General features: G+C 73.1%; 11 protein-coding genes. 7 read left to right on the top strand and 4 right to left on the bottom strand.

Going from position 1 to position 14,861, the window contains the following annotated elements; translation table 11 throughout:
- The first annotated feature begins 149 nt into the window (after positions 1-149).
- Complete coding sequence (locus tag ETAA1_RS22355) at positions 150-560, top strand: hypothetical protein (RefSeq protein WP_202920334.1); 411 nt, start codon at positions 150-152, stop codon at positions 558-560.
- Between the two features lie 59 nt (positions 561-619).
- Positions 620-2,383, top strand: a complete 1,764-nt coding sequence (locus ETAA1_RS22350) for a S8 family serine peptidase (protein WP_145242438.1) — start codon at positions 620-622, stop codon at positions 2,381-2,383.
- Here the strand turns inward: ETAA1_RS22350 and ETAA1_RS22345 are convergent.
- On the bottom strand, positions 2,376-2,735 hold the full coding sequence (locus ETAA1_RS22345) for a hypothetical protein (protein WP_238389275.1): 360 nt from the start codon (positions 2,733-2,735) through the stop codon (positions 2,376-2,378). The two genes, ETAA1_RS22350 and ETAA1_RS22345, sit on opposite strands and share 8 nt — an antisense overlap.
- Before the next feature lie 56 nt (positions 2,736-2,791).
- Between ETAA1_RS22345 and ETAA1_RS22340 the strand changes: the two genes are divergently transcribed.
- Positions 2,792-3,547 carry a carboxylesterase family protein gene (locus ETAA1_RS22340; RefSeq protein ID WP_145242434.1) on the top strand — a complete coding sequence of 252 codons (756 nt, stop codon included), beginning with the start codon at positions 2,792-2,794 and terminating at the stop codon, positions 3,545-3,547.
- A gap of 15 nt (positions 3,548-3,562) precedes the next feature.
- Here the strand turns inward: ETAA1_RS22340 and ETAA1_RS22335 are convergent, their stop codons facing one another.
- Both ETAA1_RS22335 and ETAA1_RS22330 read right to left on the bottom strand, forming a co-directional pair.
- Complete coding sequence (locus tag ETAA1_RS22335; RefSeq protein WP_145242432.1) at positions 3,563-4,936, bottom strand: arylsulfatase; 1,374 nt, start codon at positions 4,934-4,936, stop codon at positions 3,563-3,565.
- A gap of 7 nt (positions 4,937-4,943) precedes the next feature.
- The gene (locus ETAA1_RS22330) at positions 4,944-5,372 is read right to left on the bottom strand and encodes a hypothetical protein (protein ID WP_145242430.1); all 429 of its coding nucleotides are present in this window, start codon (positions 5,370-5,372) and stop codon (positions 4,944-4,946) included.
- 117 nt (positions 5,373-5,489) lie between these two features.
- Here ETAA1_RS22330 and folE point away from each other — a divergent pair, with 117 nt between their 5' ends.
- Together folE and ETAA1_RS33510 are read left to right on the top strand one after the other, a co-directional pair.
- Complete coding sequence (gene folE, locus ETAA1_RS22325; protein ID WP_145242428.1) at positions 5,490-6,149, top strand: GTP cyclohydrolase I FolE; 660 nt, start codon at positions 5,490-5,492, stop codon at positions 6,147-6,149.
- Positions 6,150-6,246: 97 nt separating this feature from the next.
- Positions 6,247-9,165: an FAD-binding and (Fe-S)-binding domain-containing protein gene (locus ETAA1_RS33510; RefSeq protein ID WP_202920333.1), complete on the top strand. Its 2,919-nt coding sequence runs from the start codon at positions 6,247-6,249 to the stop codon at positions 9,163-9,165.
- Between the two features lie 59 nt (positions 9,166-9,224).
- Here ETAA1_RS33510 and ETAA1_RS22310 read toward each other — a convergent pair whose 3' ends face one another.
- Positions 9,225-10,382 carry a lactonase family protein gene (locus ETAA1_RS22310; protein ID WP_145242423.1) on the bottom strand — a complete coding sequence of 386 codons (1,158 nt, stop codon included), beginning with the start codon at positions 10,380-10,382 and terminating at the stop codon, positions 9,225-9,227.
- Positions 10,383-10,487: 105 nt separating this feature from the next.
- Between ETAA1_RS22310 and ETAA1_RS22305 the strand changes: the two genes are divergently transcribed.
- Together ETAA1_RS22305 and ETAA1_RS22295 are read left to right on the top strand one after the other, a co-directional pair.
- Positions 10,488-11,228, top strand: a complete 741-nt coding sequence (locus ETAA1_RS22305) for a 3-keto-disaccharide hydrolase (RefSeq protein WP_145242421.1) — start codon at positions 10,488-10,490, stop codon at positions 11,226-11,228.
- A gap of 146 nt (positions 11,229-11,374) precedes the next feature.
- A complete protein-coding gene (locus tag ETAA1_RS22295; RefSeq protein WP_202920332.1) occupies positions 11,375-14,854 on the top strand; it encodes a hypothetical protein in 3,480 nt (1,159 codons plus the stop codon).
- Positions 14,855-14,861 lie beyond the last annotated feature (7 nt).

The raw sequence follows: 14,861 nt of genomic DNA, 5'->3' as shown, positions 1-14,861 counted from the left end.
ATTTCCCGCTTCCCTTCCATGCTACCATACCGGAAGGCTGCACGACCCGGTCGGCCGCGCAAGTCGGGCCGGTCGGGGCGTCCTGGGTACGGGGGTTGTTCGCCGGCGGCACGTCGGTCGCCGGTCGGCACCACACGGAGGGTTCAACCATGTTTCGCATCGCAGCGTGTGTGCTTACGCTGGCCGGGGCGACGACCGTCGCCCGCGCCGGCGAGCTGGACAGGGAGGCGCCGAAGGCACCCGCCCCGGCCCCGCTCGTGACGGCGGCCCCGGGCGGCAGCGAGCTGGACGCCGAGTCGCCGACCGCGGCCCACCGCTACCACGGCGGTTGGGGCCACGGCCACGGCTACTACGGCGGCTACGCCTACCGGCCCTACTACGGCGGGTTCAGCGTCAGCTACGGCTACCGGCCGTACTACGGCGTCGGGTTCGGCTACCCGGCGTACTACGGCGGGTTCGGCGGCTACGGCTACCGCCCGGTCGGGATCAGCATCGGGTACACGTCGTACTACGGCGGCGGCTTCGGGTACGGCTACGGCGGCCCCGGCTGCTGGTGGTGACCCTCCCCGGCCGGGTGTCCCGCTCACCCGGCCGGCTCATCCCTTGCCCGCCCCACACCATGACGCGCCTCCTCGCCTTCGCCGCCGGGTCGCTCCTCGCCGGGCTCGCCGCCGCGGCCGACGCCCCCGCGGTGTCCCGCCCCGCCAACGCCGACGAGGCGCGCAAGCAGCTCGGCCTCCTCCCCGACTACGCCGCCCCCGAGAACCTCGCCAACGTCACCGTCGCCGTCCTCGACACCGGGTTCGCCGGCGTCGACGGCAAGCGGCCGTACCTCCCCGCCACGGCCGCGGTCGTGGAGCACTACCCGGCCGACTTCGTGCAGCGGAACAACCTCGGCGACCCGGCCTTCCAGCGGCCGTTCGCCCCCGGCGACGCCCACGGCCGGCTCATGGCGCAGCTCGTGTGGGCGGTCAGCGGCAACAAGCCCGAGGGGCCGAAGTTCCTGCTCCTGAACGCCAACGGGCCGACGCTGTTCCGCCGCGCCGTGAAGTACGCGATCGAGCAGAAGGCGGACGTGATCCTTTTCAGCGGCACGTTCGAGGGCGCCGGCAACTACGACGGCCGCGGGCCGGTCAACGCCGCCGTGGATGAAGCGGTCGCCGGCGGCATCCTGTGGGTGAACGCCGCCGGCAACAACGGCGGCAAGGTGTTCAACGGCCCCGTGGACGTCGGCCCCGACGGCTACGTCCGCTTCCGCGGGGCGCCGCTGGGCACGGCTCTGCGGTTCAGCAACCGCTTCGACGAGAGCGCGGTCACGGTCACGCTCACGTGGAACGACTACAAGGACGCCGAGGACGCCGGCACCGACAAGGACCTGGACCTGATCGTGGAGGACGCCCGCGGGACAGTGGTGGGCAAGAGCGACCTCGTGCAGGTGACCGCGGCGAAGGCGGCCGGCCAGGGTGAGACGCGGAACCCGCGCGAGCGCGTCGTACTCACCGACCTCCCCGCTGTCCTCGCGGGGCAGGAGTACCGCATCCGCGTGAAGTCGAAGGCCGGCGCGTTCGGCCCGCGCGACCGGCTGCGGGTGCAGATCGCCCCGGCGAAGGACGCCCCGTTCGCCGACCCGGCTACCGGCAAGCAGGCGCTGCCGGTCGAACTGCTGGACGCGAGTGCGGGCGGCGAAATCTACCCGCCGGCGGACCACCCCGGCGTGCTGACCGTGGGCGACACGTCGGCGTCGTCGGCAGTGGGGCCGACGGCCGACGGGCGGGTGAAGCCGGACGTGCTGTTGCGGGCCGGGGTGGCGCGGTTCACCGGCGGCGACGAGACGGCCGGGTCGTCGAACGCGGCGGCCTATTTCGCGGGCGTGCTGGCGGTGATGCGGGCGAAGGCGCCGGCGCTGACCACGGGCCACGTGCGGGCGTGGGTGCGGCGGCTGGACACACTCGCTGTGGCGACGGGCGAGATGCCGCCGGCGCCGCTGCCGGTGGGGAAGGCGGTTCCTCCGCCGCCGGTGCCGGTGGGCCAGCCGATCCCGAGGACCGTGCCGGGGCTGATGGCGGGGCCGAACCCCCCGCTGTCGCCGAACACGGAGCGGGCGCTGCGGTACGCCGAATCGACGCTGAAGGAGCCGTACCGGCCGGCGAACGCCGGCGGGGTGATCGTGAGCACGCCGGCCGGCACCTTCACCGTGCAGCGCGGCGGCTCGCCGCCGGTGCGGTACACGCCGCCGGGTGTGCAACCACTACCGCTGCCCGCGCCGCAGCCGGTGGCACGGGCGCAGGCGCCGGATGAATCGGCGCCGTCGCGCCGCCCGGCGCCGCCGCACGCCGCGTGGACGACACCGACTCCGCGGCAGTTGTCCGAGTTGGTCAGGTGAGCGGCGGCGGCTCCAGCGGGTGATCCAGGTACGGGTGCAGCCCGCGCCACCTCAGCCACATTGCGACAAGCCAGTACGCCGGCAGGAGCAGCGGCCCCCACTGCTCGTACTGGCGGACGTGCACCAACTCGTGCCGCCGGCTTCGTTCCAGGCAGGCCGCGTCCCGCGCCAGTATCACGTGCCCGAGGGCCATCGCCGCCCCGCCGCGGAGGAGCCGGCCGGCCGCGCCGCCCCACACTTCCACGACCCCGCCGCGCGCCCGGACACCGCCGCCGGTCGCCGCCGCGAGGAGCGCGAGCGGCAGGCCGACGAGCGTGACCGGCGCCGCCCACAGGTAGCCGACGATCCGCACGGGCCGCCCTCCGCGGGTTGTAAGATCATACCCGATCCCAACCCCGAGGCACCCCCATGACCCCCGCCGTGCTCATGCTCGCGCTCGCGACCCCCGGCCAACCCGCGGAGCCCGAGGCGAAGACGTTTACGGCCCCCGGCGGCAAGGCGCTGCCGTACCGGCTGATCCGCCCGGCCGGCGTCGAGCCGGGGAAGAAGTACCCGCTCGTGCTCGTCCTCCACGGCGCCGGCGAGCGCGGCAGCGACAACACGAAGCAACTCATCCATGTGTGGGAGAAGGGGACCGGCCCGCTCGGCCGCGCCGAGGTCAAGGAGGCGAAGGCGTTCGCGCTGCTGCCGCAGTGCCCGGACGGCAAGCAGTGGGTGAACGTGCCGTGGGCGAAGGGGAGCTACACGTCGCCGGCCGTGAGCGAGCCGCTCGACCTGGCGCTGCAACTGGTCGACGCCAGCCTGAAGGAGTTGCCGATCGACCCGGACCGGGTGTACGTGATGGGCCTGAGCATGGGCGGGTACGGCACCTTCGACGCGATCCAGCGGCGGCCGGGGCTGTTCGCCGCCGCGGTGCCGGTGTGCGGGGCGATGGACGTGTCGAAGTCGAAGGACGTGGCGAAGGTCGCGGTGTGGGCGTTCCACGGCGACAAGGACACGGTGGTGCCGCCGAGCGGGTCGCGGGAGGCGGTGGCGGCGCTGCGGGCGGCGGGGGCGCAGCCGCGCTACACCGAGTACCCCGGCGTCGGGCACAACAGCTGGGCGCCGGCGTTCCGCGAGCGCGAGTTGTGGACGTGGGTGTTCGCGCAGCGGCGGGGGAAGTAACGCCGCGAGCAGGGGTCACTTCTTCGCGGCGCGAACCGGGAACTCAGGCGACTCGGTCCGCGCCGTTCGCAGGTACGCCTCGACGCGCGCTACCACGTCCGCGTTCGCGGCCGCCACGTCGCGCGATTCGCCCGGGTCGGTCACCACGTCGTACAGTTCCAGCGCCGCACCCGGTGCCTGCCGCAACGCCTTCCAGTTGCCGTGCCGGACCGCCTGCTTGAAACCGCCCTCGTGGAACTCCCAGTACAGGAAGTCGTGCCGCCGCTGCTCCCCCCTCCCGGTCAGCGTCGGGGTGATGGAGATGCCGTCGAGGCCCGCTGGCGTCGGCACGCCGGCGAGGTCGCACGCCGTCGGCAGGACGTCCCAGAACGCCCACACGTGCTCGGAAGTGGCCCCGGGGCGGATCGTGCCGGGCCAGCGGGCGATGGCCGGCACGCGGATGCCGCCGTCGGTGAGGGCGCGCTTGATGCCGCGGAACGGGCCGCTGCTGCGGAAGAACGCCGGGTCGTTCCCGCCCTCGCGGTGCGGGCCGTTGTCGCTGCTGAAGACCACCAGCGTGTCCCGCTCCAGGCCCAACTCGCGGAGCTTCGCCAACAGCACCCCCACGTCGGCGTCCAGCCGGGTGATCATCGCCGCCTTGTTCTTCTCCGCCTGCGGCCACGCCTCGGCCGTGTACGGGGCGTCGGTCGGCACCTCGTTCCCCTCGCCGGTGGCGCGGGTGCGCTCGTTGTTGGCGTGTGGCGCGGTCGTGGCGAAGTACAGGAAGAACGGCCGGTCCTTGTTGGCCGTGATGAACCGCAGCGCGTCCTGGCGCAGCAGGTCGGGTGCGTAGTGCGCGAACTTCGCGGCCACGTTCTCGGTCGCGCTCTGAGGGTTGGCGACCGGCTCCCGCGTGGCGCCGCGCCACAGGAAATCGGGGTAGTAGTTGTGGGCGTGGTGCTGGTTCAGGTAGCCGAAGAAATGGTCGAAGCCCTTCCGCGTCGGGACGCCGACGCTCCCCTCCTCGCCGAGCCCCCACTTGCCGACGAGGGCGGTGGCGTACCCGGCCCGCTTCAGGATATCGGCCACGCACGGGTCGTCGGGCCGCAGCGGCACGTTCGCCCGCGGGCCGCCGCCGCCGCCGTTCCCGCGCACCCGGCAGTGGCCGGTGTGCAGCCCGGTCATCAGCGCGCACCGGCTCGGGGCGCACACCGTGCTGCCGGCGTAGCACTGCGTGAAACGCACGCCGTCCTTCGCCAGTTGGTCGAGGACCGGCGTGCGGACGCGGGCCTGGCCGTAGCAGCCGAGGTCGCCGTAGCCGAGGTCGTCGGCGAGGACGAACACGACGTTCGGCGGGCGGGCCGCGGCGGGCGAGGCGAGCACCACGAGGGCGAAGAGGGCGCGGGTCATGCGGCGGTCACCCCAGCGGGTCGTCGGTGTGGACGGTGTCCCAGATCGCGCCTTCGAGGCCGGCGAACACCATGTCGCGGGTCAGGGTGCCGTCGCCCCAGGCGCGGAGCGAGCGGCACGCCGCCCGCCGGTGGTCGTCGCTCGGGAAGTCGAGCGCCAGCAGTTCCGCCACCGACGTGACGCCGGTGAGCCAAAAGGCCACGCAGCCCTCGGTGGCGGCGCCGGCGCCGCGGCGGAAGCAGTGCGCGACGACGCGGCCGTCGTACAGCTTGTCGCGGAGGCGGTGGAGGCGCGGCGCGTCGGCGAGCGACAGCAGGGCGCGCAGGTCGGCGGCGGGGTCGGCCGGGCCGAGGAGGGCGTCGAGCTCGGCGGCGTCTCCGCGGACGAAGGCGTCGTGGAGGGCGGGGACCAGGTCGAGGGTCGGGAGAGGAACCATGAGCGGCCTCCGGCGCGGGTGTGGGGTGCGTCCGGCATCCCACCTCGATGGTAACCCCGGCCGGCGTCGCCCGCCAGGGGCTAGAATGTAGGAAGATTTCCCTCCCGGAGAGCCCGTGTGTCGAGTGCGACCCCCAAGCCTTACCCCGGCTGCGACGACGACGACCCGGTGACGCTCGCGGCGCTGGCGCAGCTGGCCGCCGCCCCGTTCGGCCCCGTCGACCACGCGCGGATCAAGAACGCGGTCCGCGAAATCCTGTACGCCGTCGGCGAGGACCCGGACCGCGAGGGGTTGCAGGAGACGCCCGACCGCGTGGCCCGGATGTACGCCGAGGTGTTCGCCGGCCTCCACACCGACCCCGCGGTCTTCCTCGCCAAGACGTTCACGCAGTCGGCCGACGAGTTGGTGCTGGTCAAGGACATCGAGTTCGCGTCGTGCTGCGAGCACCACCTGCTGCCGTTCCTCGGCAAGGCCCACGTCGGCTACCTGCCCGACGGCCAGGTGGTCGGCCTGTCGAAGCTGGCCCGGGTGGTGGACGCCGTCGCCCGCCGGCCGCAGGTGCAGGAGCGGATGACGGAGACGATCGCCGACCTGGTGATGAACGAGTTGAAGCCCCGCGGCGTCGGCGTGGTGGTGGAGGCGACGCACAGCTGCATGTCGATCCGCGGCGTGCGCAAGCCCGGCGCCTTGACCGTGACCAGCGCCGTCCGCGGGTTGGTGAAGACCAACGCCAGCACCCGGGCCGAGTTCATGTCGCTGGCGTTGGGCCGGGGCTGACAGGGGACGGGGGACAGGAGACCAGAGGCCAGGGGACGAATTCATCCCGTATCTTGACTCCTGTCCCCTGTCCCCTGTCCCCTGTCCCCTGTCCCCTGTGCCCGAGCCCACCCAGATCGCCGACGACCTCCGCGGCGAGTTTCGCGGGCGGCTGGCGTTCGACGCCGTGCGGCGCATGCTGTACGCCACCGACGCCTCGCCGTTCCAGGTCGCCCCGTTCGGCGTCGCCTTCCCCGAGGACGCCGAAGACCTCGCCGTCCTCGTGAGGTACTGCCACGAGCACGCCCTGCCGCTGGTGCCGCGCGGCGCCGGCACCGGCGTCGCCGGCGAGTCGCTCGGGCCGGGCCTCGTTGTCGATCTCAGCGCCGAGTTCCGCGGCATCCTCCACGTCGGCGCGGACACGGCGACGGTCGAGCCGGGGGTGGTGCTGGCGGAATTGAACGCGGCACTGGCGAAGGTCGGCCGGCGGTTCGCCCCGGACCCGGCCAGCGGGGCCAGTTGCACCGTCGGCGGGATGGTGGCGACGAACGCCAGCGGCGGCAACGCCGTTCGCCACGGCTACACCCGCGACCACGTCCGCGGCCTCGGCGTCGTGTGGGACGACGGCACCCGCGATGCCCTCTTCTCGCCCGGCAGCCCGGCGGCGACCGGGCTCACGGTGCGGACGCTCACGCTGGTCGAAGGCACCGCAAAACTGCTGCGCGCCAACCGCGACCTGATCCACCTCGCGCGGCCGCAGACGCCGTTCAACCGCTGCGGCTACCTCCTCCACGACGTGCTCACCGACGCCGGCCTCGACCTGCCGCGACTGCTGTGCGGCTCCGAGGGCACGCTCGGCTTCCTCACCGAAGCCACGGTCGCCACCGTGCCGCTCGCCGGCGGCACGTGCCTGGCGTTGCTCGGCTTCCCGACGCTCGACGCCGCGGTGGGCGCGGCCGCCGACCTGCACCCGTTCGAGCCGACCGCCGCCGACCTGCTCGACCGCCGGCTGCTGTCGCTCTCCGGCCGCGGGGTCGACGCCGTGCCACCGGCGGTCGGGGCGGCGCTGCTGGTCGCGTTCGAGGCCGACACCGAGCGCGAGGCCGCCGAACGCGCCTGGGGCGCCGTCGAGAAGTTGAAAGAGACGCACAAGCTGGTCGTGCTCGCCGAGCCGACGTGCGACCCCGACGGCGTCGCCCGCGTGCGGGCGGTGCGGGAGGCCGCGGTGAACGGCCTGTACGGCATCGGCCGCGGGCCGCGGCCGGCGGCGTTCGTCGAGGACGTGGGTGTCCCGCCGGCGGCCGTCGCCGAGTTCCTGGCCGGCACCCAGGACGTGCTGAAGCGGTTCGAACTCAGTGCGTCGTTCCTGGTCCACGCGCTCGCCGGGCAGGTTCACACCCGGCCGCTGATCGACCTCGCCGACCCGGCCGACCGCGCGAAGATGTGGCCGGTCGCCGAGGCCGTTCACGCACTCGCGCTCGCGCTGGGCGGGACGGTCAGCACGCAGCACGGCACCGGCATCGCGCGCACGCCGTGGGTGGAGCGGCAGTACGGCCCGATCCTGCCTGTGTTCCGCGAACTGAAGCGCGTGTTCGACCCGAAGAACGTACTGAACCCCGGCAAGATCATCGGCCCCGACCCGAGCCGCCCGGCGTGGCCGTTGCGGGGGGCGGGACAGGAGACGGGAGCCGGGAGCCTGGAGCCTGTGGTCGAGGGACCGGCCGCGCCGCGGGCGTCACTGTTGGTCTGGAAGGAGACGGAGCCGACCGCGGAAGCGGGGAAGTGCTCCGGCTGTGGGGACTGCCGGCCGCGCGGCGGGGCGGCGCGGATGTGCCCGGCGTTCACCGCCGCGGGGCTCGAGGAGGCCGCGCCGCGGGCCATGGCCAACCTCGTTCGTGGGCACGCCGACCTCGGCTCGGACGACGCCCGGCCGGTGGTGTCGCGGTGCGTCAACTGCAAGATGTGCCGGGACGAGTGCCCGTCGCGGGTGGACGTGCCACGGCTCATGATCGAGGCCAAAGCCCGCCGCCACGCCGACCACGGCCTCGACCGCGTCTCGTGGGTGCTCGCCCGCGCCGACCGGCTCGCCGCGTTCGCGTCGCGGCTGGCGCCGCTGTCGAACGCTGTTCTGGGGAATCGGCCGGCCCGGTGGGTGATCGAGAAGCTCATCGGCCTGTCGCGCCGTCGGCGGCTCCCGTCGCTGGCGCACCAGACGTTCTTACGGGCGGCTCGCGGCGAGCGGCGGGGGCCGGTGAACCCGGAGGCGCCGAAGGTGGCGTACTTCGCGGACACGTTCGCCAACGTCTTCGACCCGTCGGTCGGGGCCGCGGCCGTGGCGGTGCTGCGGCACAACGGCATCACGGTCGTGGTGCCGCAGCGGCAGGTCGGCAGCGGGGCCGCCCCGCTCGCGCAGGGCGACCTGGAGACGGCCCGCGAACTGGCCGTGCGAAACGTCCGCGCCCTCGCCGACTACGCCCGCGACGGGTACCGCATCGTCTGCTCGGAGCCCACCGCGGCGATGACGCTCACGCAGGATTACCTGCTCCTGCTCGACGACGCCGACGCCGCCGCGGTCGCGGCCGCCACAACCGAGCTGACCACGTTTCTCGGCGGCCTCCACGCGGACGGCCTGCTGCGCACCGACTTCCGCCCGCTGAACCTGGAGCTGGGCCATCACGTGCCGTGCCACCTGAAGGCGCTGCGCGGGCCGGTGTCGGGCCCCGGCTTGCTCGGGCTCATCCCCGGAATAACGGTGCAGCCGATCGACGTGGGCTGCTCCGGGATGGCCGGGCCGTGGGGGCTCGCGGAGGCGAACTACGACGCCTCGCTGCGCGCCGGCCGGCGGATGATCGAGGCGTTCGACCGGCCGGGCCTGCTGCTCGGGGCGACGGAGTGCGGGTCGTGCCGGCTGCAGATGCAGGAGGGGACGGGGAAGCGGGCGTTCCACCCGGTGCAGTACCTGGCCCACGCCTACGGGCTGCTGCCGGAGCTGGGGGCGCGGCTGCGGTCGCCGCTGGGAGAGCTGGTGAGCGATTAGGGTTCCGCCGCTCGCGGCGTTGCACTGGGCAACGAAACGCCGCAAGCGGCGGAACAGAATTACTCCTCGACCGGCACGAACCGCACGCACACCGGCCGGCTCACCGCGGTGGTGCTGCCCGTCTCCTTCCCGGCCCCGGTCGTCGGGTCGAGTTCCCACACGCCGACCTTGCCGCCGTCCTGGCCGGCGATCAGCATCCACTTTCCGGTCGGGTCGATGGCGAAGTTCCGCGGCGTCTTGATGTCGCCGGTGATGTGCCCGGCCGCGGTTAGTTTGCGGTCGTCGTTCACCTTGAACACGGCGACGCTGTGGTGCCCGCGGTTGGACACGTACACGAACTTGCCGCTCGGGTGCAGCACGCACTCAGCCGTGGACTGACCCGCCGCTTTCATCGGCACGGTGCTCAGCGTCTGGATCACCTCGCTCTTGCCGGCCAGGTTCAGCCGCACCACGTTTACGGTCATGTCCAGCTCGCCGCAAGCGTAAGCGAATTTCCCGTCCGGGGCGATGGCGATGTGCCGCGGGCCGGACCCGGGCGGGATCACGACGTCCTTCTCCGGCTGCTCGGTCGCCCCGTCCGCGGTCAGGGCGAAGACCTTCACGCGGTCGATGCCCAGGTCCACGGTGAGGGCGTACTTGCCGTCCGGGCTGAACTGCGTGCAGTGCGCGTGCGGCTCCTTCTGCCGGCCCGAGTTCGGCCCGTTGCCGGCGTGCTGGAAGAACGCGACCCGCTTACCGACCGCGCCGGTCTTGTCGACCGCCAGCAGCGCCGTGCTGCCGCCGCCGTAGTTCGCCACGCCGAGGAGTTTCCCGCCGGCGCCGACCGACACGTAACACGGCCCCGACCCGCCGCTGGTGCTCTCGCCGGTCTTCTTCAGGGCGCCGGTCCTGCGGTCGACGCTGTAGCTGAAGACACCGCCTCCGTCCTTTCCACCAGTCTCGCCGACGGCGTACAGTGCGGTGCCCGGCGCGTTCACCGCCAGGAACGACGGGCTGGCGACTTCCGCGGCAAGCTCGGCGGGCGACAACTTGCCCGTCTTGATGTCCAGCTTCGCGCGGTAAATCCCCTTGCTGTCGCCGGCCTTGGCGCCGGTGTAGGTGCCGAAGTACACCCAGTACGCGGTCGGGGCGGCCTCGTCGGCGGCGGGGGCGAGCCGGGGCGCGAGTGCGGCGAGGGCGAACAGGCCGGCGGCGAGGGCGCGACGGGAGAGCGGCATGGGGTTCCTCCGGAGCGTGCGGAAATTCGGCCCCCGGTCGGGGCGGACTGATGATAATGACCCCGACCCGCACCGGGTACCGAATTCACCCCGAAAGGACCGCCCATGCGTCTCGCCGCGTGCTGCCTGGTCGCCGCCGTCTTGGGTTGGACTCCGGGGGCTGACGCACCCGGCTCGGACGCGCCCGCCCCGGCCGGCTGGATCGACCTGATGAAGCCCGAGGCGTGGAAGAAGGTCGATCCGGGCTGGATCGTCACCGACCGCGTCAGCCTCGACCCCGAGAAGGCGACGAAGCTGAAGGCCGAGAAGGCCGCCGGCGGCACGATTTGGGTGAACGGCGACAAGGGCCGCATCGCCGACCTGTACACGCGCGCCAGCTTCGGTGACTGCGACGTTCACGTCGAGTTCATGGTCGCCAAGAACAGCAACAGCGGCGTCAAGCTCCAGGGCGTGTACGAAATCCAGTTCATCGACCGCACCCCGCCGAAGGAGCCCACCGGCGACTCGATGGGCGGCATCTACCCGCGCGCGGACACGACGCCGAACTACCACCACATCGACAAGGGGATCGCCCCGAAGGCGAACGCCGGTCGCCCGGCCGGGGAGTGGAACACGCTCGACCTGACGTGGCGCGCCCCGCGGTTCGGTGCGGACGGCAAGAAGTCGGCGAACGCGGCCGTGGTCCGCGCCGTACTGAACGGGCAGGTGATTCACGAGAACCAGGAGCTGCGAACGCCGACCGGGAACAACTACCCGAAGGCCGAGACGCCGACCGGGCCGCTCATGCTCCAGGCGGACCACGGCCCGGTGGCGTTCCGGGCGGTGCGGATTCGCCCGACGAAGTGAAAGGCTCGGGGCTTCGCCGCTCGCGGCGTAGCGGGGCCCCCTGCTACGCCGCGAGCGGCAACCGGACCGCGCCACCGACCCACCGGGGTCGCTTGACCGTAGAACGGGGGGAGCTAGCCTGACCCCTCCCGCAGCACGAGGTTGCCGTGAAGTTGACCGCCCCGCCGCCGACCCCGCCGGAGCCGCCGACCCCCGGTGACCCGCCCGGCGCCGAGGCGCCGCCGGGGCCGGACGCCGCCGCCCCGGCCGAACTGCCGCCGCTCCCACCGCCGCCGCCGGTCGCGACCAAGCCGGCGAAGTGGCCGCAGTGGTACTCCGGGGCCGACACCCTGCTCGTCGCGCTGGCGGTGGCGCTGGCGTTCCTCGTCGCGTCGTTCGCCGCCCGCAACTCGGACCTGTGGGTTCACCTCGCCGCCGGGCGGATGCTCACCACCGGCGACTACACACCCGGCACGGACCCGTTCAGCTACACCGCCGCCGACCGGCCGTGGGTCAACCACGCGTGGCTGTTCGACCTCGGCGCCTACGTCCTGTACCGCAGCGACGGGTTCGCCCTCGTGTTCGCCAAGGCGCTGGCCGTGGCCGTGGCCGTCGGGCTGCTGATCGGCATCCGCCGCACGCCGCACGCGCTGTGGCCGTGGGCCGTGGTCGCCGCGGTCGCCGTCGTCGCCGCGGGGCCACGGCTCACGCTCACGCCACTGACGGCGTCGTTCTTCTTCCTGTCGGTCACGCTGTTCCTGATCTTCCGCGTGCCGAGCCCGCCCGGGTCGTGGCGGCTTCCCATTTCAATCGGCGTCACGTTCTGGTTCTGGGCCAACTGCGACGCCTGGTTCTTCGTCGGGCCGCTGTCTCTGCTGCTGCTGCTGGTCGGCGAGGTGGTGCGCACGAAGGCGTTCAACGCCGACGGCCCGGCGCTGCCGCCGGACGACCCGCTCGGCCCGCTGCCGGACGCGACGACGCTGGCGAAGGCGCTCGGCGTCGGCGTGCTGGCGTGCATGTTGAACCCGCACCACGTCCGCGTCTGGGACTTGCCCTACGAACTCGTCGGCGGCCCCGGCACCGAAGACCCGTACCTCCGCCGGCTCCTCCTGGCCCCGATGACCGGCGAGTACTGGGACAACCCCGCGCTCGGCTACAACGGCAACGGCCTGGCACTGGCCGTGCTCCTGTTCGGCGGGCTGTACGCCGTCGCCCTCACCGGCATCGTCGCCCGGCTGGCGGGAAAGCCGTGGGACGTGGAGCCGCTGCCGCTGCCGCACGCACTCCTGTGGTTCGGGATCGCGGCGCTGGCGCTCAAGAGCATCTTCGCCGTGCCGTTCCTCGCCGCCGTCAGCATCCCGCTCCTGGCCAGCCGGCTGAACGAATACTCCGCCCGCGTCGAACTCGGCTCCGAGGACGACACCGGCACCCGCATGGCGCTGGCCCTCTCGACCGTGGGCCGCGTCGCGTCGGTGATCGTGCTGGTGGCGCTCGGCGCGTGCGCCTGGCCCGGGTGGCTCCACCCGCAGTCGTCGAACCCGGCGACGGCCCGGCGTGTGGGGTGGGAGGTGGTGCCCGACCCGGCGCTGGCCCGCGCCGCCGCGCAGGTCGGGAAGTGGCGCGCCGACGGCCGGCTCGGGCCGGACGACCGCGGGTTCGTGGCCGCGCTCGACCTGTCGAACTACCTGGCCTGGTACGCCCCCGGCGAGCGGGTGTTCGTGAACGGCCGGTACAACCACCACCGCGCCGAGTGGCCGGCGTTCGTCAAGGCCCGCCAGGGGCTCGGCGTCACCCGCGCGGCCGAGGGCGTCAATTTCAAGGACGCCGTCGCGGTGTTCGACGACGCGAAGGTGAGCTACGTGTCCGTGTCGGCGTCCGCCGCGGACACGCCGCTGGCGCGGCTGCTGACGAAGGTGGCGAGCCACCAGTTGTGGGCGAACGAGGCCCGCTGCGCGGCGTGGTACCTCGACGGTCGCAGCACCCTGTGCGGGTGGCGGGGCGCCGGCGCCGCGTCGTTCGACCGCCTCCGCGTCGACCCGGTAGCGCTGGCGTTCGGCCCCGACGCCGAGAAGCTGCCGCCGGGGCAGGTCGTGCCGGTGCCGCCGCCGCGGTCGTGGGAGACCGACTTCACGCACCCCGTCCGCCCCGCCCCGCCGGCCGCCGAGGAGGCGCTGGCGTGGCTCGAGTACAAGGAAATCATGATGGCGTCGCGGTTCGCCCCGGCGTTCCAGGCGGCCGTACTGATGGGCCGCATCGCGCCGCTCGGCTTCGACCCGCCGCTCGGCGCGAACATGTTCCAGATGGTGATGGAGAACCAGTACGCGCAGGGGAACTCGCGGTCGATTCAACCGGCCGACGGGAGCCTGCGGGCGGCGCCGGTCCTGGCCCTGAAGGCGGCCCGCAAGGCGATCGCCGACAACCCCGACCACCCCGACGGGTACAGCGCGCTGGCCAGGGCGCTGGGCGACCCCGAACTGCCGGTCAACGACAGCGAGCGCGCCGTCGGCGTGGTGTGCGCCCTGCGGCAGTGCCTGTCGCGACTCCCCCCGCCCGAGGAGATCGAGCCGGGCGTGACCACCACCGAGGGGTGGTCCGTGGCCCGGCAGTTGGCCGCGATCTATTCCGGCAACCCGCAGCGGAACGGCGGCGTCCCCGGCCTGCCGGTGGACCTGCCCGGCCTCAGCGACCTGGCCGCGCAGTCCGTGCAGACCCAGGGCGGGCAGGTCGTGAAGGTGCCGTACCACTACCCGATCGACCTGGCCCACGAAGCCGTGATCCTGGCCGGCCGGTACGCCGACCGCGAGGTGCAGGCCCGGCCCGAGGACAAGGAGGGCCGCGAGCGCCGCGAGCAAATTCTGAAGGGGCTCAAGGCGCAGGCCGACCGGCTCGGGGCCGCCCGCCAGCAAGCGATCGACAACTTCCGCCGGGTCAGCGAACTGAAGCCGGCGAAGAAGGACCAGTTCGACGCGGCCGTGTCGCTGCGGCTGACCGGGGCGGCGATCCAGATGGTGAAGGACCTGTCCGAGGGCGAGGCCCAGGCCGAGTTCGGCGCCGACCTGGGGCGGCGCTACCTTCAGGTCGTCGGCCTGGAACTGGCCGTCGGCCGGGTCGAGGACGCGGCGGCCGACCTGGAAGGCTTGCGCGAGTCGTTCGACAAACTGGCCGCGGCCCAGCCGCCGGTGCCGGGCGCGGCCGTGAACAAGGCGTACCTTCGGATGGTGGAGAGCCAACTGCTCGTGGTGACCGGCAACTACGACGGCGCCGGACGGATGCTGGAAGAGACGGAGGGGAGGGTGGCGCTGTTGCCGGCGGCGCCGCCGCCCGCCGACGCCCTGCCGTTCGGCTGGCCGGCGGCGACGGTGGTGCCGTCGCTCAACACCACGACCGAACTCGGGCGGTTCTACCAGCAGCGGGTCGGGATGTACCTGCAGGTGCGGCAGAACGTCCTCACCCAGTCGGACCAGCAGGCGGCGTTCTTTTTCCGCCGCGGCTACCTGGCTCTGCTGGAGGGTGACATCGAGGGCGCCCGCCTTCGGTTCGCGGCGTCGCGGCGGCCGCCGATCCCGGCGTGGGAGATTCCCGAGCTGGTACCGCCGGTGGCGCCCGTGTACCTGCGGATGATCGACGCCGCGGCCGCGAAGAAGTGATGAGATT

The sequence above is a fragment of the Urbifossiella limnaea genome, assembly GCF_007747215.1.
In the GTDB taxonomy this organism is placed as follows: Bacteria; Planctomycetota; Planctomycetia; order Gemmatales; family Gemmataceae; genus Urbifossiella; species Urbifossiella limnaea.
The sequence above is the reverse complement of the archived record's forward strand: the minus strand, read 5'-3'. Positions and strand labels throughout refer to the sequence as shown.

Bases quoted from the DNA above. Each gene is read 5' to 3' on its own strand.
- ETAA1_RS22340 (WP_145242434.1), top strand. From the start codon at position 2,792: ATGACCCCCGCCGTGCTCATGCTCGCGCTCGCGACCCCCGGCCAACCC.
- ETAA1_RS22355 (WP_202920334.1), top strand. From the start codon at position 150: ATGTTTCGCATCGCAGCGTGTGTGCTTACGCTGGCCGGGGCGACGACC.
- ETAA1_RS22310 (WP_145242423.1), bottom strand. From the start codon at position 10,382: ATGCCGCTCTCCCGTCGCGCCCTCGCCGCCGGCCTGTTCGCCCTCGCC.
- ETAA1_RS22330 (WP_145242430.1), bottom strand. From the start codon at position 5,372: ATGGTTCCTCTCCCGACCCTCGACCTGGTCCCCGCCCTCCACGACGCC.
- ETAA1_RS22350 (WP_145242438.1), top strand. From the start codon at position 620: ATGACGCGCCTCCTCGCCTTCGCCGCCGGGTCGCTCCTCGCCGGGCTC.
- ETAA1_RS22335 (WP_145242432.1), bottom strand. From the start codon at position 4,936: ATGACCCGCGCCCTCTTCGCCCTCGTGGTGCTCGCCTCGCCCGCCGCG.
- ETAA1_RS22305 (WP_145242421.1), top strand. From the start codon at position 10,488: ATGCGTCTCGCCGCGTGCTGCCTGGTCGCCGCCGTCTTGGGTTGGACT.